General features: G+C 75.1%; 18 protein-coding genes. 14 read left to right on the forward strand and 4 right to left on the reverse strand.

Translation table 11 applies throughout. The features are described 5' to 3' along the window. Positions 1–111 precede the first annotated feature (111 nt). From H6H00_RS31435 to H6H00_RS31445, 3 genes are all read left to right on the forward strand, one after another. A complete protein-coding gene (locus H6H00_RS31435) occupies positions 112–747 on the forward strand; it encodes a response regulator (RefSeq protein ID WP_185719257.1) in 636 nt (211 codons plus the stop codon). A gap of 114 nt (positions 748–861) precedes the next feature. Then, positions 862–1,332 carry a hypothetical protein gene (locus H6H00_RS31440; protein WP_185719259.1) on the forward strand — a complete coding sequence of 157 codons (471 nt, stop codon included), beginning with the start codon at positions 862–864 and terminating at the stop codon, positions 1,330–1,332. A gap of 3 nt (positions 1,333–1,335) precedes the next feature. Continuing rightward, positions 1,336–3,297, forward strand: a complete 1,962-nt coding sequence (locus H6H00_RS31445) for a sensor histidine kinase (RefSeq protein WP_185719261.1) — start codon at positions 1,336–1,338, stop codon at positions 3,295–3,297. On the opposite strand, the gene H6H00_RS31450 is transcribed toward H6H00_RS31445, so the two are convergent. Both H6H00_RS31450 and H6H00_RS31455 read right to left on the reverse strand, forming a co-directional pair. Continuing rightward, entirely contained in the window at positions 3,234–4,745 is a 1,512-nt protein-coding gene (locus tag H6H00_RS31450) for a S8 family serine peptidase (protein WP_185719263.1), read from the reverse strand. The genes H6H00_RS31445 and H6H00_RS31450 overlap by 64 nt on opposite strands. 189 nt (positions 4,746–4,934) lie before the next feature. Further along, positions 4,935–5,810 carry a LysR family transcriptional regulator gene (locus tag H6H00_RS31455; protein WP_185719265.1) on the reverse strand — a complete coding sequence of 292 codons (876 nt, stop codon included), beginning with the start codon at positions 5,808–5,810 and terminating at the stop codon, positions 4,935–4,937. A 153-nt stretch (positions 5,811–5,963) separates the two neighbouring features. On the opposite strand from H6H00_RS31455, the gene H6H00_RS31460 reads away from it, so the two are divergent. From H6H00_RS31460 to H6H00_RS31495, 8 genes are all read left to right on the forward strand, one after another. Beyond that, the gene (locus tag H6H00_RS31460) at positions 5,964–6,890 is read left to right on the forward strand and encodes a dihydrodipicolinate synthase family protein (protein ID WP_185719266.1); all 927 of its coding nucleotides are present in this window, start codon (positions 5,964–5,966) and stop codon (positions 6,888–6,890) included. Then, entirely contained in the window at positions 6,883–8,637 is a 1,755-nt protein-coding gene (locus H6H00_RS31465) for an oxidoreductase (protein ID WP_185719268.1), read from the forward strand. The genes H6H00_RS31460 and H6H00_RS31465 overlap by 8 nt, the downstream gene beginning before the upstream one ends. After that, positions 8,634–9,956: an MFS transporter gene (locus H6H00_RS31470; RefSeq protein WP_185719270.1), complete on the forward strand. Its 1,323-nt coding sequence runs from the start codon at positions 8,634–8,636 to the stop codon at positions 9,954–9,956. The genes H6H00_RS31465 and H6H00_RS31470 overlap by 4 nt, the downstream gene beginning before the upstream one ends. Continuing rightward, a complete protein-coding gene (locus tag H6H00_RS31475) occupies positions 9,953–10,729 on the forward strand; it encodes an SDR family NAD(P)-dependent oxidoreductase (RefSeq protein ID WP_255425485.1) in 777 nt (258 codons plus the stop codon). Before H6H00_RS31470 ends, H6H00_RS31475 begins: the two co-directional genes overlap by 4 nt. Before the next feature lie 14 nt (positions 10,730–10,743). Continuing rightward, positions 10,744–11,475, forward strand: a complete 732-nt coding sequence (locus H6H00_RS31480; protein ID WP_185722921.1) for an SDR family NAD(P)-dependent oxidoreductase — start codon at positions 10,744–10,746, stop codon at positions 11,473–11,475. Between the two features lie 88 nt (positions 11,476–11,563). Next, entirely contained in the window at positions 11,564–13,018 is a 1,455-nt protein-coding gene (locus H6H00_RS31485) for an FAD-linked oxidase C-terminal domain-containing protein (RefSeq protein WP_255425486.1), read from the forward strand. Beyond that, positions 13,015–14,124: an FAD-binding oxidoreductase gene (locus tag H6H00_RS31490; RefSeq protein ID WP_185719274.1), complete on the forward strand. Its 1,110-nt coding sequence runs from the start codon at positions 13,015–13,017 to the stop codon at positions 14,122–14,124. The genes H6H00_RS31485 and H6H00_RS31490 overlap by 4 nt, the downstream gene beginning before the upstream one ends. 1 nt (position 14,125) lies before the next feature. Next, positions 14,126–15,463 carry a (Fe-S)-binding protein gene (locus H6H00_RS31495; RefSeq protein WP_185719276.1) on the forward strand — a complete coding sequence of 446 codons (1,338 nt, stop codon included), beginning with the start codon at positions 14,126–14,128 and terminating at the stop codon, positions 15,461–15,463. Positions 15,464–15,675: 212 nt separating this feature from the next. Here the strand turns inward: H6H00_RS31495 and H6H00_RS31500 are convergent, their stop codons facing one another. Next, positions 15,676–16,287 (reverse strand): thioredoxin-like domain-containing protein, encoded by a 612-nt coding sequence (locus H6H00_RS31500; RefSeq protein ID WP_185722923.1) that lies wholly within the window; start codon positions 16,285–16,287, stop codon positions 15,676–15,678. A gap of 136 nt (positions 16,288–16,423) precedes the next feature. On the opposite strand from H6H00_RS31500, the gene H6H00_RS31505 reads away from it, so the two are divergent. From H6H00_RS31505 to H6H00_RS31515, 3 genes are all read left to right on the forward strand, one after another. Then, complete coding sequence (locus tag H6H00_RS31505) at positions 16,424–16,984, forward strand: DinB family protein (protein WP_185719277.1); 561 nt, start codon at positions 16,424–16,426, stop codon at positions 16,982–16,984. A gap of 73 nt (positions 16,985–17,057) precedes the next feature. Next, entirely contained in the window at positions 17,058–18,428 is a 1,371-nt protein-coding gene (locus tag H6H00_RS31510) for a thiamine pyrophosphate-binding protein (RefSeq protein WP_185719278.1), read from the forward strand. Positions 18,429–18,478: 50 nt separating this feature from the next. Continuing rightward, positions 18,479–20,158, forward strand: coding sequence for an L-lactate permease (locus tag H6H00_RS31515; protein WP_185719280.1), 1,680 nt, complete (start codon positions 18,479–18,481; stop codon positions 20,156–20,158). A gap of 314 nt (positions 20,159–20,472) precedes the next feature. Here the strand turns inward: H6H00_RS31515 and H6H00_RS31520 are convergent, their stop codons facing one another. After that, a complete protein-coding gene (locus tag H6H00_RS31520; protein ID WP_185719281.1) occupies positions 20,473–21,768 on the reverse strand; it encodes an HNH endonuclease signature motif containing protein in 1,296 nt (431 codons plus the stop codon). Positions 21,769–21,788 lie beyond the last annotated feature (20 nt).

A 21,788-nucleotide genomic window follows, 5' to 3' on the forward strand; every position in this document is an offset into this window, starting at 1 on the left:
GTTCCTGGGTGGACACCCGTGACGCTCGGCTCCGACCGGTCCCGCGACGAGGCCGCGGATCCCGTGGCGACCGGGACGTCCGCCCGATCTCCCGGGCTAGAGTCCCGTCGCATGGAGCCGGTCACGGTGCTCGTGGTCGACGACCACCCGCTGATGCGCCGCGGCCTGGCCACGCTCCTGGCCCTGGAGGACTGGGTCGCGCGCGTCGTCGAGGCCGGATCGGTGCGCGAGGGCGCGGCGACCGGGGCGGCCGAGGCCGTCGACGTCGCCGTGGTCGACCTGGGCCTGCCCGACGGCAGCGGCATCGACCTGGTGACCCGCCTGCGCCGCACGCCGGGCTGCCCGGTCCTGGTGCTGACGATGACGCGCGACGACTCCTCGGTCCGCGCCTGCCTCGAGGCCGGGGCCACCGGCTACGTGCTCAAGGACAGCCCGCCCGACACCGTCGTCCGCGCGGCCCGGACCGTGCTCGACGGCGGGCTCGTCCTGGGACCGGAGGTCGCCTCGGCCGCACTCGGCCCACCCCGCCCGGCCGCGCTGCCCGCCCCGCTCGACCGCCTCTCCCCCGCCGACCTCCGCCTGCTCCGCCTGATCGCGCAGGGCCGCACCAACGGCCAGCTGGCCCGCGAGCTGGGGGTGGCGGAGAAGACCGTCCGCAACCGGGTCGCGATCCTGCTCGGGGTGCTCGGCGTCGCCGACCGGGTCCAGGCCGCGCTGCTCGCCCGGGACCGGGGGCTGCTGCGCTGAGGGTCGCGGCTGGGCCGAACGAGTGCCGGCCGCTTCCACTGCACCGCCCGGGGTGCCACGCTGAATCGGATGCGACCAGAAGTCGGCCGTCGGGGAGGAAGCGAGGGTGACGCCGTGTCCGATCCCGTTCTGGCGATCTCCCCCGGGAACGACCGGATGCACGTCGGTGCGGCCGCCACGGTGCTCTCGCACGTCACGGCGGAGGAGGCCGACGGCGGCGACACGACCGCTTGGGAGTACTTCGACGCCCGCGGTGCGGCGCTCGCCGTCGTCGACCACGGCGCCGGGGAGGTGCTGGAGCCCGCCGACCCGAACGCGGCCCCGCCGCTGCGCCCGGCCCGGCAGGTCCTCGTCGCCCGCATCGACCTGGTCCTCGCCCACGCCCAGCTGCGGCTCGACGAGGAGATCGCCCGGCGGATCGCGGGCAACGACCCGCCACGGGACCGGGAGTCGGTCCGCATGGTGCGGGTGCAGGGCGAGCTGCCCGACGTGCTGATCATGCTGGCGGCGCTGGACAAGGACCTGGACCCGTCTCCGCAGGGGCCCAACCCCGGCAGCTGGTGGCACAACTTCTGGGCCCACTGACCCGTGCCGACCGACCGGCTCGCACGCGTGCTCGGGCTGCCGCCCCGCGTCCTGCTGCTCGTCGCCGGCGTCCTGACCGCCGCGGGCGCCGCCGGGTTCCTGGTCGCCGAGCCGGCGCCCTCCCCCGGTGCGGCGATGACCGTGACCTTGGCCGTCGCGTTCACCCCGCTCGCCGTGCTGGTGCTGCGCCGGCTGCCCGGCAACCCGATCGGCCGGCTGATGCTGCTGGTGGGCGTGCTGGCCGCGCTCGCGGCGGCCGCCGTCAGCTGGTCGGGGTTCCTGCCCGTGGCGTGGTCGAGCAAGTGGCTCTGGCTCCCGGCGTGGGCGCTGATCCCGATCATCCTGCTGCTCGTGCCCGACGGCGCCCTGCCGTCACCCCGGTGGCGGCCGCTCCTGGTGGCGCTGGTGGCCGCGACCGCCGTGCTCACCGTCGCGGCGGCGGCCGCCGCGGCGTTCGAGCCGCGCCTGCTGTTCACCGGCTCGGAGGTGCTCGACGGCCCGGGCCGGGCGCTGCTGCTGGTCGCCCGCGGCGCGGCCGTGGTGCTGGGGCTGGCCACGATCGGCGTGCTGGTGTCGCTGGCGATGCGCTGGGCGCGGGCCGATCCGCACGTGCGCGGCCAGCTGACCTGCCTGCTGCCGGCCGGGGTGCTGCTGCTCGCGGGCGTCGCGCTGGACGCCTCCCAGGTGCCCTTCGCCTGGGTGCCCGCCGTGCTCGCGTTCCCGCTCGGCCTCACCGTCGCGGTGCTGCGCTACCAGCTGCACGACCTCGATCTCCACATCCACCGCGGCGTCGTGTGGGCGGTGCTGACCGGGTTCGTCGTCGCGGCCTACGTCGGGATCGCGACGCTCGCCGGGGCGACGGTGGCGCAGCCGGGCTCCCCGACGCAGTCGGTGATCGCCGCGGCGGCGGTCGTGGCCCTGCTGCAGCCCGCGCAGTGGCTGGCCCAGCGCGGGGTGCGGCGGCTGCTCTACGGCCGCCGCGACGAGCCCTACGCCGTGCTCACCGAGCTGGGCCGGCACCTCGGCGACGTCCGCGACCCGCTCGCGGTGCTGCCGCGGATCGCCGAGACGGTCGTCGAGACGCTGCGGGTGCCCTACGCGGCCGTGCGGGTGATCGACGACGACGGCACCATCGGCACCGCGGCGGAGCGGGGCCGGTGGGCCGGTGAGCCCGAGGCGTTCCCGATGGTCGCCCACGGCGCGGTCGTCGGTGAGCTGCTCGTCGCGCCCCGCACGGCCGGCACCCGGTTCTCCGCCGTCGACGCCCGGCTGCTGCGCGACCTGGCCGGGCAGGCCGCCCAGGCCGCGGACGCGTGCCGCAGCGCCGTCGCGCTGGCGCGGGCCCGCGACCGCCTCGTGCTCGCCCGCGAGGAGGAACGCCGCAGGCTCCGCCGGGACCTGCACGACGGGGTCGCGTCGGCGCTGGTCGGCACGCGGATGCTCACCGAGGCCGTGCGCCGCACCGTGCCCGCCGACGGGCCCGCCCCCGGCCTGCTCGACGCGCTCGCCACCGACCTGGACGGCGCCACCGCCGAGGTCCGCGAGCTGATCGACGGCCTGCGACCCGCCGCCCTCGACGACGGTCTGGAGGCCGCGCTGAAGGGCCTGGTCGGGCGCTTCCGCGGCCACGGGCCCGAGGTCGGGCTGCACGTGCACGCCGACCTGACCGAGCTGCCCGCCGCGGTCGAGGTCGTGGCGTTCCGGGTCGTCACCGAGGCGCTCACCAACGTCGTCAAGCACGCGCGCGCGACCCGGGCCGACGTCGACGTGCGCCGCGACGACCGGCACCTCGACGTGCGGATCACCGACGACGGCCGGGGGCTCGGTCCCGACCGGGAGCCCGGCGCCGACGGCGTCGGCCTGGGCTCGATCCGCGGCCGCACCGAGGAGATCGGCGGGCGCTACGAGCTGCACTCCGGCCCGTCGGGCACCGTCGTGGCGGTGCTGCTGCCGGTCGCCTCCTGAACCGGCAGGGCGCCCACCGCCGTCGCCAGCCGGCCCAGGTCCGGCATGACCCCGATCAGGAAGGTCGACGCGACCGGAACCTGCCCCGTGCCCGGCGTGTCGCGCAGCAGGTCGCGCATCGCCTTGGTGCGCAGCCGCGGCCCGCCCGCCGCGACGACCATCCCCTGCACCGCGGCGGCGACCCCGGCGATGATCGCCGCGGCCGCACTCGTGCCGCCGAAGGGTCCGTGGGCGCCGCCCCGGGTGCCGACGACGGGGGCCCGCACGCCGTCGCCCCAGGCGTAGCAGTCCACCCGCGCCCCGTAGTTGGACCGGGCGGCACCGTGGTAGGCGTGGCCGGTGACCCCGCCGTCGGTCTCGACCTCCTGCCAGCAGGCGCCCACCACGATCGCCCCGGAGTCCTCGGCCGGCACGTCGCGCGACAGCCTGCGGCCCGCGGTGCTGCGCCACAGCGAGATGTCCGCGGCCCCGTTGCCCGCGGCCTCGACGACGACGATGCCCTTCGCCGCCGCGAGCCGGATGGCGTGGAAGGTGGCGTCGTCGGCCTCGGCGCACAGATAGCCCGTGTGCGGCAGGTGCACCTCGAGCAGCAGGACGTCACCGGCGGCGAGGTCGTTGCGGGCGACGAGGATCGCGTCGACGGTGCGCATGACGGTGCCGCCGTCGTAGTGCGAGCAGGTGCGGACCGTGGCGCGCGGCACGATGCCGGTGCCGCCGACGCCGTTGGTGCGCCCGACGAGGATGCCGAGCACGCTGGTGCCGTGGTCGCCCTCCGACGGGCTCTCGTCGAACCGGTTGCGGTGCACCAGCGGCGCCGTCCCGGCGAGACCGTCCACGTCGGGGTGGGTGAACTGCCATCCCTGCTCGACGTCGACGACGCGGATGTCCTCGCCCCGCCCGCCCCGGTGGTCCCAGGCCGCCCAGGCGTTGACGCCCTCCTCCCCCGGCCGCAGCCAGCCCTGTCCGGACTGCACGGTCAGAGCGCCGATCGCCGCCGGTGCGCCCGGGCTCTGCGCCGCCGACTCGACGTAGGCGTTCACCACCCCCCGCTCCGACGCCGCCCGGTCCCGCTCCCCGGCGAGCAGCTCCTCGACCAGCTGCTCCGCGGACTTCACCCCGTCCAGGCCCGCGAGGTCGATGCGCCAGTACCGGGTGAGGCTCTCCAGCGGCGCGAAGTCGGGGTCGTCCGCCGCCTCCCGCTCCGCCTCCAGCAGCTCGCCGACGCTCAGCGCGGTGACGACCCGCTCGACCCGCGGCACCTTGTTGCGGGCGAGGAAGTCGCGCAGCGGCCCGAGCAGGTCGAGGTTGTCGTCCAGGACGCGGTCCAGGTCGTCGCCCGCGCCGGCGGCCACCTTCTCGCCCAGCACGAGTACGACGGCGGGGGCCGGGACACTGGGCCGGGGCGGCATGTCCGGAGCCGGTTCGTCGGGGGTTCGGGGGGTGTCCATCTCGCCTCCAGCTCGCCGTCGCGGTCGTCCGGTGCCGACCGGGGTCGGGGGCGTCCCGCCCCGGTACGGCGTCGCCCGGCTCCGGCGGAACGCCGCGACGCGACGCAGTCTCGTCCGGACCGGCGACGCGGGGAAGGGCTGCGGTGACGCTCCCCGGCGTCCACCCCGCCCCGGACCCCGCCGGTCACCTCACCCGCGCTCCTGCGGCCGGGTCCGGCGCGCCACCGCCACGAACTCCGCCACCAGCGGGTGGGCGGCGCTGCGCAGCCAGGCCAGTGAGATCGGGACGCGCGGGGCGTCCACGATCTCGCGGTAGCGGATGGCGGGGTGGCTGTAGAGCCTGCCCGTGGAGGCCGGGGTCAGGCCCACCCCGCGGCCCGCGGCGATCGCCTCCATCCACTCGTCGACGTTGCGCACCCGCACCATGACCTGCGGCCTGCGCCCCGCGTCCCACAGGTCCGGCGTCGTGGTGCCGGACACGACGTTGATCACCACCGGCCCATCGGCGAGGTCGGCGAGGCGCACCACCTCGTGCGCGGTCAGCGGGTGGTCGGCGGGCAGCGCCGCCACCCGGGGCTCCTCGGCCAGCACCAGCGAGCCCAGGCGCGGGTCGTCCGGCACACCGGGCAGGAAGCCCACGTGGGTGCGCCCGTCGGCCAGGCCCGCGACGGCGTCGTCGTAGCGCCGGATCTCGACCACGACGTCGGGGTGCTCCTGCTCGAACGCCCGGACGATCGGCCCGGTGTACTCGGCCGTGGAGCCCCACGTGAAGCCGACGCGCAGCACCGGCAGCCGGTCCGACGCCGCCCGCACGGCCTCGTCCATCGCCGAGAGCACGCGGTGCGCGTGCGGCAGGAACCGGACGCCCGCCGCGGTGAGGGCCACCGACCGCCGGTCCCGCCGGACCAGCGTGCCGCCCACCATCCGCTCCAGCCCGGCGATCGTGCGGCTCAGGGCGGGCTGGGTCATCCGCAGCCGGACGGCCGCTCGGGTGAAGCTCAGCTCCTCGGCCACCGCGACGAACGCGCGCAGGTGCCGCAGCTCGACCGCGTTCTCCTGCGTCATCTACCCGCCCCTCACGGCATCTCTGTGATGCCTCACATGCATAACAGCTGCCAGATCGGCATTTCCGCCACCCCGAACCACGGACGTAACTTCCCGTCGACCCGCTGGTCGCTCTCCTCCGACCGGCGGCCCCGACGAAGGGAACGACCGACGATGGTCTCACTGCGCGGTGTGATCCCCGCCCACCTGCTGCCGTTCACCGCCGACCTCGAGATCGACGAGCCCCAGCTCCGGAGGCACGTGCGCGCCCTGCTCGACGTGGACGGCGTCACCGGGATCACCACGAACGCCCACGCCTCCGAGGTCGCGACCCTCACCGCCGACGAGCAGCGCCGCGTCCTCGACGTCGTGCTCGACGAGGCGGCCGGCACCGTCCCGGTGATCTCCGGTGTCTACCAGGACGGGTCCGCCAAGGCCGCCCGGATCGCCGCGGACGCCGAGGCCGCCGGCGCCGACGCGCTGCTCGTCTTCCCCTCGGTCGTGCTCGACGGCGGGTCGCAGCTGCGGCCGGAGATGGCGTTCGCGCACTACGCGGCGATCGCCGACGCCACGAGCCTGCCGATGATCGCGTTCGTCTACCCGTCCACGTCCGGCCTGCGGCTGGGCACCGACGCGGTCGTGCGGATCTGCTCGGAGATCGACAACGTCGTGGCGGTCAAGGAGTGGTCCAACGACATCGTCGCCTACGAGCGCACCCTGCGGGCCCTGCGCTCGCTGGCCAAGCCGGTCTCGGTGCTGTCGAGCTTCAGCCGCTCGCTGCTCGCCTCGCTCGTGCTCGGTGCCGACGGGGTGCTCTCGGGGCACGGCAGCCTCGTCGTCGACCTGCACGTCGAGCTGTGGCGCGCGGTCGAGAAGCAGGACCTCGCCGAGGCCCGGCGCGTCTGGGAGCGCATCCGGCCGGTGGCGGAGGTCTGCTACGACGACCCGTTCCTCGACGGCCACAACCGCATGAAGGTGGCCCTGGCCGAGCTGGGTCGGATCGACCGGGCGCACGTCCGGCCGCCGCTGCAGCCCGTGGGTGCCGCCGAGCGCTCCCGGATCCGCTCCGTCGTCGAGCGGGCGGGGCTGTCCCGTGGCTGACCTCTTCGACCCCGTCGTCATCGGTGGGGTCACACTGCGCAACCGGACCCTGCTGCCGTCGATGACCACCCGCCTGGCCGACGACGACGGCCACGTCACCGACGCGACCGTCGCCTACTACCGGGCGCGGGCGGAGGGCGGTGTCGGCCTGGTCACCGTCGAGATGGCGTCGCCGGAGATCGCGGGCAAGCACCGCTTCCACGAGCTGGGGATCCACCACGACCGGTTCCTCCCCGGCCTGCGCCGGCTCGTCGACGTGCTGCACGAGGCGGGCGCGACGGCCTCGATCCAGCTCGGCCACGGCGGCAGCCGGGCGCGCAGCGTCGTCTCGGGGGTCCGGCCCGTGTCCGCGTCGGCCGTGCCGACCCCGGTGTTCGAGATCGAGCACGAGATCGCGGTGCCCGAGGCGATGACGGCGCAGCGGCTGGAGGAGGCGTTCGCCGCGTACGTGGCCGCCGCGCGCCGGGCCCGCGAGGCGGGCTTCGACGTCGTCGAGCTGCACGGCGCGCACGGCTACCTGATCTCGCAGTTCCTCTCGCCGGCGGAGAACACCCGGACCGACTCCTACGGCGGGTCGCTGGAGAACCGGGCCCGCTTCGGCCTGGAGATCCTGCGGCGGATCAAGGCCGAGGTCCCGGGCCTCCCGGTGATCTTCCGCATCGGGGTGGAGGACTTCTTCTCCGGTGGCCTCACCCTCGACGAGGGCATCCGGGTGGGGTGCTGGGCCGAGCGCGACGGCGCCGACGCGGTGAGCGTGACCGCGGGGCACTACCGCTCGCTGCCCGACGCCGCCCGGATGATCCCCCCGATGGTGTACCCGGAGGCCACCTTCCTGGAGTACGCGGCGCGGATGAAGCGGTCCGTGTCCGTGCCCGTGATCGGGGTCGGGCGACTCGGCGACCCGGAGGTCGCGGCGCGCGCGGTGGCCGAGGGCCACCTCGACGTGGTCGCGCTGGGCCGACCGCTCATCGCCGACCCGCGGTGGGTCGCCAAGGCGCAGGCGGGCGAGCCGGTGCGGCGCTGCCTGGCCTGCAACCACTGCGTCACGCACATGCGCTCGGGGGCGACACTGTCCTGCGTGGTCAACCCGGCCACGGGACGCGAGCTGGAGTACGCGGACGCCACCCCCGCCACCGGGCGCCGCATCGTCGTGCTCGGCGCGGGGCCGGCCGGGCTGACCTACGCCGCCGAGGTGGCGCGGGGCAACGACGTCGTCGTCGTCGAGCGGGCCGACCGGCCCGGCGGGGCGTTCCGGCTCACCGGTCTCGCGCCGCGGTTCAACGACGTGGTCGCGGCCGAGCCGACGTTCGCCGCGTACGTCGCCGAGATGGAGCGCGACTGCGCCCGCAAGGGCGTCACGTTCCACTACCGCACCGAGGCCACCGCCGCACTGCTCCGGGACGCCGACCTCGTCGTCGTCGCCACCGGGGCCCGCTACCGCTTCGGGCTCGGCGCGGTGGTCCCCCGGCTGCTGCACACCCGCGCCGCCCGCTCGCGCGCCGCCCACCGCCTGTTCGCCTCCGACCGGATGCGCGACTGGCTCTACCACCGGGTCCGCCGCGGAACGGGCGCCGCCCTCGCCGCCCGGCTCCCGCTCGCAGCGCGCACGGAGGTGGTCGTGATCGGCGACGCCGCCCGTGCCGGCAAGGCCCGCGAGGCGATCACCAGCGCCTACGACGCCGCCCTGCGGAGCACCACCCGTCCCACCCCCGACCCGACCCGACCCACGGAGGTCGCATCCCGATGACCGACACCACCGAGCGTCCCGCAGGCGGCGCACCCGCCGGCGCGGCCACGCCACGCCAGACCCGCAAGGTCGCCTTCGCCAGCCTGGTCGGCACCACCGTGGAGTGGTACGACTTCTACATCTACGGCACCGCCGCTGCGCTGGTGTTCCCCACGGTGTTCTTCCCGGACTTCTCCCCCGCCGCGGGCCTGCTCGCGTCGCTGTCCACCTACGCCGTCGGGTTCGCCGCGCGGCCGCTGGGCGGCATGGTCTTCGGTCACTACGGCGACCGCGTCGGCCGCAAGAAGATGCTGGTCATCTCGCTGCTGGCCATGGGGGCCGCGACGCTGGCGATGGGCCTGGTGCCCGGGTTCGCGCAGATCGGGATCCTCGCGCCGATCCTCGTCGTGGGGCTGCGCTTCGTCCAGGGTGTCGCCGTCGGCGGCGAGTGGGGCGGCGCCGTCCTGATGGCCGTCGAGCACGCACCGCCGGGCAGGCGGGGCTTCTACGGCTCCTGGCCGCAGATCGGCAGCCCGCTGGGGCTGGTGCTCTCCACCGCCGCGTTCTCCGCCGTCGGCTTCCTGCCCGACGAGGACTTCATCGCCTGGGGGTGGCGCCTGCCTTTCCTGGCCAGCGCGCTGCTCATCATCGTCGGGCTCGTGGTGCGGCTGCGGATCATGGAGTCGCCGGTGTTCGCGCAGATGGAGGCCGCGGGCGGCACCGCGCGCATGCCCGTCAAGGACGCGATCACCCGCCACACCCGCAGCGTGCTCGGCGCCGCAGGCGCGTTCGTCATCATCAACACCGTCTTCTACCTGGTGACCGTGCTCGGCCTGTCGTGGGCGACCACGCACGTGGGCATCCCCCGCGGCACGTTCCTCGCCGCCGTGCTCGTGGCCGCCGTGCTGATGTGCGCCACCGTGCCGCTGTTCGGCGCGCTGTCCGACCGCCTCGGCCGCAAGCCGGTGTTCGGCGCGGGCGCGGTCCTCGTCGCGCTCTTCGCGTTCCCGCTGTTCTGGCTCATCGAGTCCGGCTCGACGCCGCTGCTGTTCCTCGGCGTCATCGTGGTCATGGGCATCGGCCACCCGCTGATGTACGGGCCGCAGGCCGCGCTGTACTCGGAGATGTTCCCGCCGGAGGTCCGCTACAGCGGCGCGTCGCTGGGCTACCAGATCGGCGGCATGCTCGGCGGGCTGGTCCCGCTGCTGGCCAGCGCCCTGCTCGTCGCCAACGACAACGCCGCATGGCCGATGTCCGCGCTGCTGGCCGTGATCGCCGTGATCAGCCTGGGCTCGCTGCTGAGCATCCGCGCCCGCTACGGCGACGAGGTCCCGTCGTGACGGGTGTGCTCGCCGGCCGCACGGCCGCCGTCACCGGCGGGGGCCGCGGCATCGGCGCGGCCATCGCCGCGGCGCTGGCCCGCGAGGGCGCCACCGTCGCGGTGATCGACAAGGACGCGGAGGGGGCGGAGCGGACGGCGGCCGGGCTCGGCGGCGTCGCCGTCGCCGTCGCCGCGGACCTGACCGACGCCGAGCAGGCCGAGCGCGCCGTGCAGGACGTGGTCGACGCCGTGGGCGCACCGGACGTGTTCGTCAACAACGCGGGCATCCTGCGCGCGGGCGACCTGACCACCTCGCCGGTGGAGGACTGGGACGCGCAGTTCGCCGTCAACACCCGGGCCGCCTACCTGTCGGTGCGGGCCGCGTCCCGGCACATGCGGGAGCGCGCCGCGGGCGGGTCGATCGTCGTGGTGACCTCCAACTGCGCCGACACCCCGCGCATGGACCTCGGCGCGTACTGCGCGTCGAAGGCCGCGACCGACATGATGGCCCGCTGCCTCGCGCTGGAGCTGGCCGGTGCGGGCATCCGCGTCAACAGCCTGTGTCCCGGCTCGTGCGACACCGAACTGCAGCGCGAGCAGTGGCGCCGCCTCGGGATCGGCCCGGAGCGGCAGATCGCCGGCGACCCCGCGACGTTCCGCACCGGCATCCCGATGGGGCGCCTCACCACGCCGGAGGACGTGGCCGATCTCGCGGTGGTGCTGGCCTCCGACGCGACGCGCTTCGTCACCGGACAGTCGTGGCACGTCGACGGCGGGCAGACGCTCTCGTGACGGACCTCGACGGAATGACCGCGCTCGTCACGGGCGGCGCCTCCGGGATCGGCCGGGCCACGGCCCTGCTGCTCGCCGGGCGCGGCGCCACCGTGGCGGTGCTGGACCTCGACCCCTCAGGGGCACCGGACCCGCTGCTACGGGTGCGCGCCGACGTGGCCGACGACGCCTCGGTCGCGTCGGCGGTCGCCGAGGCACTCGACCGGCTCGGCGGCCTCGACGTGCTGGTCAACAACGCCGGCATCGGGGCGGCGGGCACCGTGGAGGCGGGCGGCCTGGACGAGTGGCGGCGCGTGCTGGAGGTCAACCTGCTCGGCACGGTGCGCGTGACCCGGGCCGCGCTGCCCGCGCTGCGCGCCTCGGCCGCGGCCTCGATCGTCGTGATCGGGTCGATCGTGGCCACGGCGGGGCTGCCCGAGCGGGCGCTCTACTCCGCGAGCAAGGGGGCGGTGACGGCGCTGGCCCGCGCGATGGCCGCCGACCACGTGGGCGAGGGCATCCGGGTCAACTGCGTGCATCCCGGCACCGTCGACACGCCGTGGATCGGGCGGCTGCTCGACGCCGCCGCGGATCCCGATGCCGCCCTGACGGCGTTGCGGGCACGCCAGCCCCTCGGCCGGCTCGTGTCGATGGACGAGGTGGCGCACGCCGTCGCCTACCTCGCGAGCCCGGCCGCGGCGTCGGTGACGGGCACGGAGCTGGCCGTCGACGGCGGGATGGCCGGCCTCCGGATGCCCCGGGCGTGACCGCGGGCGCTCGCGCCGGCCCCGGCGCGAGCGCCCGTTCCGTCGTAGTCTCGTTCGGACCATCGACACGCAACGAAGGAGGCCACCCGTGACGCTCCACGGCGGGGTGCGGCAGGCGTTCGAGCGGGTGCTCGATCCGGCGGACGTGCTGTCGGACCCGGTGAAGTGCCGGGCCTACGAGTGCGACGGCCTGACCGGCTACCGGGTGCGCCCGGACCTGGTGCTGCTGCCCCGCGACGCGTCGCAGGTGGCGGCAGCGGTGCGGGTCTGCCACGAGCACGGGGTGCCGTTCGTGGCCCGCGGGGCGGGCACCGGCCTGTCCGGCGGCGCACTCCCGGTCGCCGACGGGGTGGTGATCAGCCTGGCCCGGCTCAAGCGGGTGCTCGAGGTCGACCCGGTCAACCGCCGCGCGGTCGTGCAGCCGGGCGTCACGAACCTGGAGATCACCGCGGCCGCCGCGCCGCACGGGCTGTACTACGCGCCGGACCCGTCGAGCCAGCAGGTCTGCACGATCGGCGGCAACGTCGCGGAGAACTCCGGCGGCGCCCACTGCCTGAAGTACGGCTTCACCACCAACCACGTCCTGTCCTGCGAGGTCGTGCTGCCCGACGGCTCGGTCGTCACCCTGGGCACCGACACGAACGAGCAGGCCGGCCCCGACCTGCGCGGGGTCTTCCTCGGGTCCGAGGGCACCCTCGGCATCACGACGTCGGTCACGGTGCGCCTGCTGCGCACCCCGGAGTCGGTGCGCACGCTGCTCGCCGACTTCCCGTCGGTCGCGTCGGCAGGCGACGTCGTCTCCGACATCGTCTCCGCCGGGATCGTGCCCGCGGCCGTCGAGATGATGGACACCCTCGCCATCGAGGCGGCCGAGGAGGCGGTGCACGCGGGTTACACGGTGGGCGTCCCGGCCGCGCTCGTCGTGGAGCTCGACGGGCCGGTCGAGGAGTGCGACGCGCAGTTCGAGCTGGTCAAGGCGATCTGCGAGAAGCACGGCTGCACGCGGCTGCACATCGCTGGGTCCCCGGAGGAGCGCGCGAAGATCTGGAAGGGCCGCAAGGCCGCGTTCGCCGCCGTCGGCCGCATCTCCCCCGACTACTTCGTGCAGGACGGCGTCGTGCCCCGCACCCGGCTCGCCGAGGTCCTCGACCGGATCGCCGGCATGGGCACCGACGCGGGCCTGCGCGTCGCCAACGTCTTCCACGCGGGCGACGGCAACCTGCACCCGCTGGTGCTCTACAGCGCGGCCGCCGGGGAGACCGAGCGCGCCGAGCGCCTGTCGGGCGAGATCGCGGAGCTGTGCGTCGAGATGGGCGGGTCCCTCTCGGGCGAGCACGGGATCGGGACCGACAAGGCGTGCTCGATGCCGAAGATGTTCGGCGAGGAGGACCTGGCCACGATGCACCGGGTCCGCCACGCCTTCGACCCCGACGGGATCTGCAACCCGGGCAAGGTCCTGCCCACGCCGCGGTTGTGCGGCGAGCGCCCGGGGAAGTACAAGCCGCACCCGCTGGAAGAGACCGGAGCGATCGAGCGACTGTGACCACTACGACGACCCTGCGGCCCGCCGACCTCGCCGAGGTCCGCGACGCCGTCCGCGACACCCCGGGGCGCCTCGCGGTGACCGGCGCCGGGACGGCGGCGAACTGGGCGGGCGAGCTCGACCCGGTCGACGCCGTGCTCGACGTCTCCGCGCTGACCGGCGTGGTCACCCACAACCCCGGCGACATGACGGTGTCGGCCCGCGCCGGCACGCCCCTGCGCGCGCTGGTCGATGAGCTGGCCGAGCACGGGCAGCACGTCTCGCTCGACGCCGCCCGGATCGCCGACGGCGCCACCCTCGGCGGGCTCGTCGCGACGGCGGACTCCGGGCCGTCGTCGCTGGTCTACGGCACGATGCGCGACCTCGTCATCGGGGTCACGGTCGTGCTCGCCGACGGCACGGTGGCGCGCAGCGGCGGGCACGTGATCAAGAACGTCGCCGGGTACGACCTGGCCAAGCTGCTGCACGGCTCGTACGGGACGCTCGGGGTGCTCGCCGAGATCGTGCTGCGGTTGCACCCGGTGCCGCAGCGCACGGCCACGCTCGTCGTCGACGCCCCGCTGGCGCAGGCCGCCGAGCTGGCCGCGCGCGTGCTGGAGGGGCCCTACGAGCCGGTGGCGCTGGAGTGGGTCAGCGACGGAAGCGGGCGGCTCCTGGTCCGGATCGAGGGCACCGACGAGGCGCTCCCGGCGCGGGTGCAGCGGCTGCGGGAGGTGCTGGGCGGGGGCGACGAGGCCGCAGGCGCCGACGACCCGTGGCTGCGGCACGCCGAACTGACCCGCGGGTCGCCCGAGGCCGCCGTGCTGCGGATCGGGGCCCGGCCGTCGGTGCTGCCGGCGCTGGTCTCCGAGATCGCCGCCGACGCCGCCACCGTCGGGCTGGGTACGGGCGTCGCCACGGTGTCGCTGCCGCCGCACGTCGTCGCCGAGGCGCACGGCCGGGTGCACGCCGCGGGCGGCACCTCCCAGCTGCGCTACCGCCCACCGGGGGCCGACGCCGCCGCGTGGGGACCGCCGCCCTCGGCACTGCCCGTGCTGCGCGCCCTCAAGACCGAGCTCGACCCGGACGGCCGCTTCGGTCCGGGCCGCTTCTCCCCCTGGATGTGATGTGAGTACTCCCGCCGGCTCCGCCGACACCAACCTCCCGCAGACCGGGCCGAGTGCGTTCGACGCGCACCGTCCGCCGGAGCGCGAGCTGCTCGACGACTGCGTGCACTGCGGCTTCTGCCTCCCGACCTGCCCCACCTACCAGCTGTGGGGCGAGGAGATGGACTCCCCGCGCGGGCGCATCTACCTCATGGACCTCGCCAGCAAGGGCGAGATCGAGCTGGAGGGTCCGTTCTCCGAGCACATGGACGCGTGCCTGGGCTGCATGGCGTGCGTGACGGCGTGCCCGTCGGGCGTGCAGTACGACAAGCTGCTGGAGTCGGTGCGTCCGCAGATCGAGCGCAACGTCGAGCGCGACCGCGGCGACCAGCTCTTCCGCGAGGCGATCTTCGCCCTGTTCCCGTACACGCGGCGGCTGCGCGCGGCCGCGCTGCCCGGGGCGCTGTACCAGAAGCTGCGCACGATCCCGGCGGTGCGGAAGCTCGCCGAGCGGCTGCCGGGGCGGCTCGCGGCGATGGAGTCGCTGCTGCCGCCGGTGTCGGTGCGCGAGGCGTTCGCGCGTCTGCCCGTGTTCACCCCGGCCGTCGGGGCGCGGCGCGGGCGGGTGGCGCTGCTGTCGGGCTGCGTGCAGGACGTGTTCTTCCACCGCGTCAACGAGGCCACCGTGCGCGTGCTCGCCGCGGAGGGCTACGACGTGCTCGTGCCCCGCGACCAGGGGTGCTGCGGCGCGCTGGAGCTGCACGCCGGGCGCGAGGAGCCGGCACTCGGGCGGGCGCGGCGCACGATCGCGCGGTTCGAGACCCTCGACGTCGACACGGTCATCACCAACGTCGCAGGCTGCGGGTCGTCGATGAAGGAGTACGGGCACCTGATGTCCGACGACGACGCCTGGTCCGACCGCGCACAGGCGTTCAGCGCACGGGTGCGCGACGTGCACGAGGTGCTCGCCGAGCTGGAGCCGGTGGCCCCGCGCCACCCGTTCCGCGGGCGGGTCGCCTACCACGACGCCTGCCACCTCGGGCACGCCCAGAAGGTGCGGGCGCAGCCGCGGGCGGTGCTGCGGACGATCCCGGACGTCGAGCTGGTGGACCTGCCCGAGGCCGAGCTGTGCTGCGGGTCCGCGGGGATCTACAACATGGTCGCGCCGGAGGCGGCGGGCGAGCTGGGGGCGCGCAAGGCCGCGAACGTGCGGTCGGTGCACCCGGACGTCATCGTCACCGCCAACCCGGGCTGCCTGCTGCAGATCGGCAAGCACATGGCCGCCGACGGCGTCCCGATCCTGCACCCGGTGCAGCTGCTGGACGCGAGCATCCGCGGGGTGCCGGTCCCCCGCACCTGAGCGCGATCGGCCGACGCACCGGACGTGAACGGCGAACTCGCCGGTGCAGTTCGGCGAACTCGCGGGGAGGTGGACCCCCACCCCCGCGAGTTTGCCGGCCCCGCCCGGCGAGTTTGCCGATCCGGCCCGGCGAGTTTGCCGATCCCGCCCGGCGAGTTTGCGGTCCCCGCCCGGCGAGTTTGCCGATCCGGCCCGGCGGGTCGGCCGCGGCGTCAGGACTCCGCGACGACCGCCCGGCCGTCGACGTCGGAGACGTCCGGGACCGGGGCGAACGGGGGCGGGCTGGCGCTGTCGAAGTAGCCCCGCCCGATCTCGTCGCACGACGCACCCGGCTCGGGGTGGGTGTAGCGGTTCTGCCGCAGGGCGGCGACGAACTGGTCGATCCGCGGGTCGTCGGCGTCGTCGAGGGCGAGCTGGTGGCCCCAGGACTGCAGCGAGATCGGCGAGTCGAGGCCGGGGTAGGGCGAGAGCAGCATGTACGGCTGCCCCTCGACGCGGGCGGTGAGGGCGTCGAGCGCGGCGCCGTCGACCCGGTCGGGGTCGTAGGCGATCCAGACGGCCCCGTGCTCGAGCGAGTGCACGGCGTTCTCGCTGCGGAGCGGTTCGGGGTAGACCGCACCGTTGCACGCGGCCCACGCCTGGTCGTGGGTGCCGCCGATCGGCGGGGTGAACGTGTACGCCACGCGCGTGTCGGGACCCACGTGCTGCGCGCCGGAGAACACCATCCCCTCGACGCCGTCGATCTGCACCGACGGGTCCTTGTTCTCGGCGGTGGGCGCGAACGCCGCGAGGTCGACGGGGGCGGCGGCCCGGTCCGGCAGCATCCCGCAGCCCGCGAGCAGCAGGGCCGAGAGGGCGAACAGCGGAGCGTGTGTGGTGCGGCGCACGGAGCGACGCTACGACATCCGGGGCAACGCGATCCGGTCGGGACCGTCGGGGGTCACCCCTACGGTGGGCGCCATGAGCATCGACTGGACCCACGAGCTCGTGGAGCAGCTGGAGTGGCACTGGCAGGGCCAGCTCCGGCCGCGCCTGAGCGGGCTCACCGACGAGGAGTACTTCCACGAACCCGCGCCCGGCGCGTGGAGCGTACGGCCGCGGGGCACGTCGAGCGCCCCCGTCCAGGCGGGCAGCGGGGCGTTCACGATCGACTTCGCGTTCCCGCCGCCCGAACCCGCCCCCGTCACGACGATCGCGTGGCGGCTGGCGCACGTCGTCGTCGGGGTGTTCGGGGCGCGGGTGCACAGCCACTTCGGCGGCCCGCCGTACGACTACGACGGCCACGACTACGCGGGCTCCGCGCAGGAGGCGCTGCGGCAGCTCGACGCGACCCACGACGCGTGGATCGACGGCGTCCGCCGGCTCGACGACGCCGCGCTCGCGCGCCCGGTGGGGCCGACGGAGGGGCCGTTCGCCGAGCACCCGATGGCCACCCTGGTGCTGCACATCCACCGCGAGGCCATCCACCACGGGGCGGAGATCGCGCTGCTCCGCGACCTGTACGCGGCCACTGCGGGTTGATCCCAGTACGACATCCGGGGTAATCGGGGTCCGACGACGAGCGGAGAGGCGCCCGGGCGGGCAAGGTCTCCCCATGGGCGTGGCACGTGACGCAGGACACGGTGGGGCACGACGCGACGGGGGTGCCGCCGTCGCCGAGACCCTCGCCGCGAACGGCGTCGACACCGCCTTCGGCACTCCCGGCCATCCGCTCGTCGGGCACCTGCTGGCCGCCGGGCTCTCGGTGGTCGGGCTGCCCGACGACGACGCCGCCGAGCGCGCGGCCGTGGCCTACGCGCGGGTCAGCGGCCGTCCCGGGGTGGTCGCCTCGGTCGACGGGCCCGCCGGCGCCGGGTCCCACTCGCTGCTGTTCCTCACCGCCCACGGCGGAGGCACGGTCCGCACCGCCGACGCGGCGGTCGACACCGTCGCGGGCGCGCTCACCGCGATGCACCGGGGACGGCCGCGGGCCGTGCAGGTCGACGTGCCGCCGGAGGTCCTGGACCAGGACTGGAGCGGGAGCCCCCGTTGGGTCACCCCGGCGGCACCGCTCGTCGCCGACGCCGACGGGATCCGGCGGGCCGCGGAGCTGCTGGAGGCCGCGGAGCGTCCGCTGGTCATCGCGGGCGGGGGTGCGGTCGACGCGTCCGACGAGATCACCGCCCTGATCCAGGCGCTCGGCTCCCCGGTGGCCACCACCGCGGGCGGCAAGGGCGTCGTCGACGACGGTCACCCGCTCTCGGCGGGCGCGTCGGGCCGCTTCCGCGCGGTGGCGGAGGCGGCGGCCGACAGCGACGTCGTCCTCGTCGTGGGCAGCGGGTTCACCTGTCCCGACGGGGTGGCCGCGATCCGCATCGACGTGGACGAGGACCGACTGCCCCACAACGGCTCGGGCGTCGGCCTGCTCGGCGACGCCACCGCGACCGTCGCCGCCCTGCGCGGGGCGCTGCCCCCGTGGCGGACGGCGATCGGGGTCGTCCGCGCCGCGGCGCTGCGGGCGGCCTGCCGGGAGCAGGCCCGGGCCGACGGCCGCGCGTTCGAGCTGGTCAACGACGTCCTGCGCGACGCCCTCCCACCCCACGGGGTGCTGGTCGGCGGCAGCACCCCGGTCACCCGGCTCGGCTCGGTGCACTTCTTCCCGGTGCCCGCGCCCCGGCTGTTCTGCCCCGGCGGGGTGCCCGCGGCCATCGGCGCGTCCGTGGCCCGCCCGGCCCGCCCGGTCGCCGTGCTGCTCGGCACCGGTGCGTTCGCCGCCGCGGCCGAGGAACTGGCCGCCGCGGTGGAGCTCGGTCTCGCGCTGCCCGTCGTGGTGGTGCGCGACGGCAGCGACGACGGGCCCGCCGTCGGCCGTTCCCCGCTCGACGTCGGGGCGCTGGAGGTGCGCGCGGACGAGCCCGACGACCTGGTCGACCTCGTCGCCGACGCGTTCGAGGCCGACCGGCCCACGGTCATCCGACTGGGGTGATGGCGGCCACGTCCTGCTGAACCGCGCCCGGTGGCGCACACTCCCCGCTCATGTGGGCCCTCGCGCAGTACCAGCAGGATCCCGAGGCGGTGGGCGGGCTCGGCCTGTCCGCTCTCGTCTCGGTCCTCCCGCTCGCCGTCGTCCTCGTCCTGCTGGGTGCGCTGCGGGTGCGGGCGCACTGGGCCGCGCTGGCCGGGCTGGGCACCGCGCTGGTCGTCGCGATCGCCGGGTTCGGGATGCCGTTCGGCATGTCGCTGTCGGCCGCGGCGCACGGCGCCGTGTTCGGCCTGTTCCCGATCCTGTGGATCGTGGTCAACGCCCTGTGGGTGTTCAACATGACCGTCGCCACCGGGCACTTCGACGTGCTGCGCCGCAGCTTCGGCACGCTCTCGATCGACACCCGGACCCAGGCCATCCTCGTCGCGTTCTGCTTCGGCGGGCTGCTGGAGGCGCTCGCCGGGTTCGGGGCGCCCGTCGCGATCACCTCGGTGATGCTCGTGGCGCTGGGCTTCGCCCCGGTCAAGGCCGCGGTCGTGGCGCTGGTGGCCAACACCGCGCCCGTCGCGTTCGGGGCGATGGGGGTCCCGGTCATCACGCTCGCGCAGGTCACCGGCCTGCCGCTGGACGTGGTGTCGTCCACCGTGGGGCGGCAGACCCCGCTGCTCGCCCTGTTCGTCCCGCTGGTGCTGGTGTTCATCGTCGACGGGCGGCGCGGCCTGCGCGAGGCGTGGGTGCCCGCGCTCGGCTGCGGTGTCGTGTTCGCGCTCGGCCAGTTCCTGACCTCGAACTTCTTCTCCGTCGAGCTCACCGACATCGTGGCGTCGCTGGCCGGGGCCGTCACCGTCTTCGCGCTGGCCCGCGTGCAGCCGAACGCGGTGTGGGCGGCGCGGAAGCCGGCCCTCACCACCGGCGGCTCCTCCACCGGCACCCCCTCCACCGGCGGCGGCTCCACCGGCGACGGCGACCGCGATCCCGAGGAGACGCCCGACTCCCCCGCCGAGATCCGCAAGGCCTACGCCCCGTACGCGATCATCATCGTCGTCTTCGCGCTGGCCCAGCTGCCCGGCATCAAGGACCTGCTGGCCTCGGTGAAGATCGCGTTCGCCTGGCCCGGCCTCGACGTGCTGACCCCCGACGGCGCCCGCGACAAGGTCAACGACTTCTCCTTCGCCGTGCTGTCGACCGCGGGCACGCTGATGGTCGTCGCCGCGGTGATCGTCGCGGTGGTGCTCGGCGTCGGTGCCCGCCGCACGATCACCACCTGGACGACGACCGTCGGCGAGCTCAAGTGGGCGATCCTCACCGTCGCCTCGGTGCTGGCGCTGGCCTACGTCATGAACGCCTCGGGCCAGACGACCTCGATCGGCCTGTTCGTCGCCGGAGCCGGTGCCGCCCTCGCGTTCCTGTCCCCCGTCCTCGGCTGGTTCGCGGTCGCCGTGACCGGCTCCGACACCTCGGCCAACGCCCTGTTCGGCTCGCTCCAGGTGACCGCGGCCCAGGGCGCCGGCCTGCCCCCGGAGCTGCTGGCCAGCGCCAACTCCTCGGGCGGGGTGCTGGGCAAGATGCTCAGCCCCCAGAACCTCACCATCGCCGCCGCGGCGGTGAAGCTGGACGGCCAGGAGGGCACGCTCCTCCGCAAGGTCATCGGCTGGAGCCTGGGGATGCTCCTGATCCTGTCGACGCTCATCGCCCTGCAGGCCTCGCCGGTCCTGAGCTGGATGCTGCCCTGAGCACACGGATACCCGGCGGTGGCCGTGGCGGGCCGCGCGGGCTCCCGTCACACGACCCGACCGTGCCGGTGGGCGGGCACCGACCGCAGCCGTGACGGCCGAGCGGAACTCCGTTGCTGTTCCCGGCGGTCCGCACGGCAACCCGGTTCCGTTCACGCAGGACGGCGGGGCAGCGAACAGCACCGGGCGGCAGGCAACAGCGCCACGGCGGGCGGCGGCGGTGCAGGGCGCGTGCAGAGGGCGGCGCAAGGCGCGGTGCAGGGCACGGCGCGATGCAGGGGGCCGCTCCTCCGGTGGGGACCGGGCTCGGCTGATCAGCGGTGGTCGTGGGGTTCGGTGCGGTAGGTGTGCCCGGTCGGGGTGGTCCACTCCAGTGACCGGTCCGGGTGCAGGGTGACCTGCCAGCCGGGTTGTTCCTTGAGGTCGTGGTGGGCGGTGCACAGGCAGGCCAGGTTGTCCTCCGACGTGGTCCCGCCGTCCGCCCAGGCGATGACGTGGTCGAGTTCGCAGGTGGTCGCGGCCCGGCGGCAGCCCGGGGCCCGACAGGTCACGTCCCGGGCCCGGACGTGGTCGGCCAACGCGGCGGGTGGTCGGTAGGTGGCGCGGCCGTGATCGAGCACCGCGCCCGAGAGCGGGTCGGTGACCAGGCGCCGCCACACCGCGTCGGCGGCGATGTCGCGGGCCAGGTGGGCGGGGATCGGGCCGTACCCGGTGATCTCGCACGGCCCCTCATCCGCCCCGATCAACGTGGAGTAGGGGACCACGACGGTGATCAACGGCTTCCCCGGTGTCACCGGAGCCACGACCGTCGGGTCCGCGGTGGGGTCGCGGATGACCAGCTTCCCGGTGAGTGCGGCGGCGGCGAGGTCGGCACGGCGCTGGTCCAGCGTCCGCGGGTCGTCGGCGCCCATGCCGCGGGCCAGACGGGTCAGCCACTGGAACGACGACGCGGCGTCCGGGGCGGACATCCGCGCCCACACCGTCGCCATCCCGTCCTCACCCGGGAACACGTCCACCCGGCGTTCCTTCCGTGCCGCCTGATGACGTTCCGCGGCCCCGTCCGGGTCGACGGTGAGGATCGCCCGGCGCAGCGCCGCGGACAACTGCGCCCACGTCTGACCGGGCGCCGCAGGCAGCACCCGCTCCTGCACCGCGGCCGCGTGAAGGTCGGACAGGACCGCGAGCCGGTCCAGGATCAACCGCACCCTCGGCACATCGAGCCGGCCTGCTTCCAGGAGGTCTCTGGTCGGGCGCAGCACCCCGTCGAGCCGGATCGCCTGCGCCAACCGCACCTCACCGGCCCCCGGCGACAAGGTCAACGCCATGGCCACCTCGGGCCCGGCCCACTCCCGCGCCGGGACCGCAGCGGTCACCGGCCGGATGGATCCGTCCCCGCCCCGCCGGGAGAACTCGGCGAGAACGGCGAACTGGCGGGCCGCAGCCCAGGAGACCATCGACTCGAACCCGACCACGGCATCCACCAGATCGGCGTCGGACAACAGCGTGAGATCGCTGGTGGTGAGATCGAGTTCGAGCCCGAGGACACCGGACGGAACCGGATCGGGCACGACTCCCTGTGGAGGATCGGGATCGAGAACGGAGGGGAACATGCGTTCGATTCTATCGGTCT

Source organism: Pseudonocardia petroleophila, assembly GCF_014235185.1.
GTDB classification, from domain to species: domain Bacteria; phylum Actinomycetota; class Actinomycetes; order Mycobacteriales; family Pseudonocardiaceae; genus Pseudonocardia; species Pseudonocardia petroleophila.

Bases quoted from the DNA above. Each gene is read 5' to 3' on its own strand.
- H6H00_RS31455 (WP_185719265.1), bottom strand. From the start codon at position 5,810: ATGACGCAGGAGAACGCGGTCGAGCTGCGGCACCTGCGCGCGTTCGTC.
- H6H00_RS31520 (WP_185719281.1), bottom strand. From the start codon at position 21,768: ATGTTCCCCTCCGTTCTCGATCCCGATCCTCCACAGGGAGTCGTGCCC.
- H6H00_RS31450 (WP_185719263.1), bottom strand. From the start codon at position 4,745: ATGGACACCCCCCGAACCCCCGACGAACCGGCTCCGGACATGCCGCCC.
- H6H00_RS31460 (WP_185719266.1), top strand. From the start codon at position 5,964: ATGGTCTCACTGCGCGGTGTGATCCCCGCCCACCTGCTGCCGTTCACC.
- H6H00_RS31480 (WP_185722921.1), top strand. From the start codon at position 10,744: ATGACCGCGCTCGTCACGGGCGGCGCCTCCGGGATCGGCCGGGCCACG.
- H6H00_RS31510 (WP_185719278.1), top strand. From the start codon at position 17,058: ATGGGCGTGGCACGTGACGCAGGACACGGTGGGGCACGACGCGACGGG.
- H6H00_RS31470 (WP_185719270.1), top strand. From the start codon at position 8,634: ATGACCGACACCACCGAGCGTCCCGCAGGCGGCGCACCCGCCGGCGCG.
- H6H00_RS31500 (WP_185722923.1), bottom strand. From the start codon at position 16,287: ATGCTGCCGGACCGGGCCGCCGCCCCCGTCGACCTCGCGGCGTTCGCG.
- H6H00_RS31435 (WP_185719257.1), top strand. From the start codon at position 112: ATGGAGCCGGTCACGGTGCTCGTGGTCGACGACCACCCGCTGATGCGC.
- H6H00_RS31505 (WP_185719277.1), top strand. From the start codon at position 16,424: ATGAGCATCGACTGGACCCACGAGCTCGTGGAGCAGCTGGAGTGGCAC.
- H6H00_RS31515 (WP_185719280.1), top strand. From the start codon at position 18,479: ATGTGGGCCCTCGCGCAGTACCAGCAGGATCCCGAGGCGGTGGGCGGG.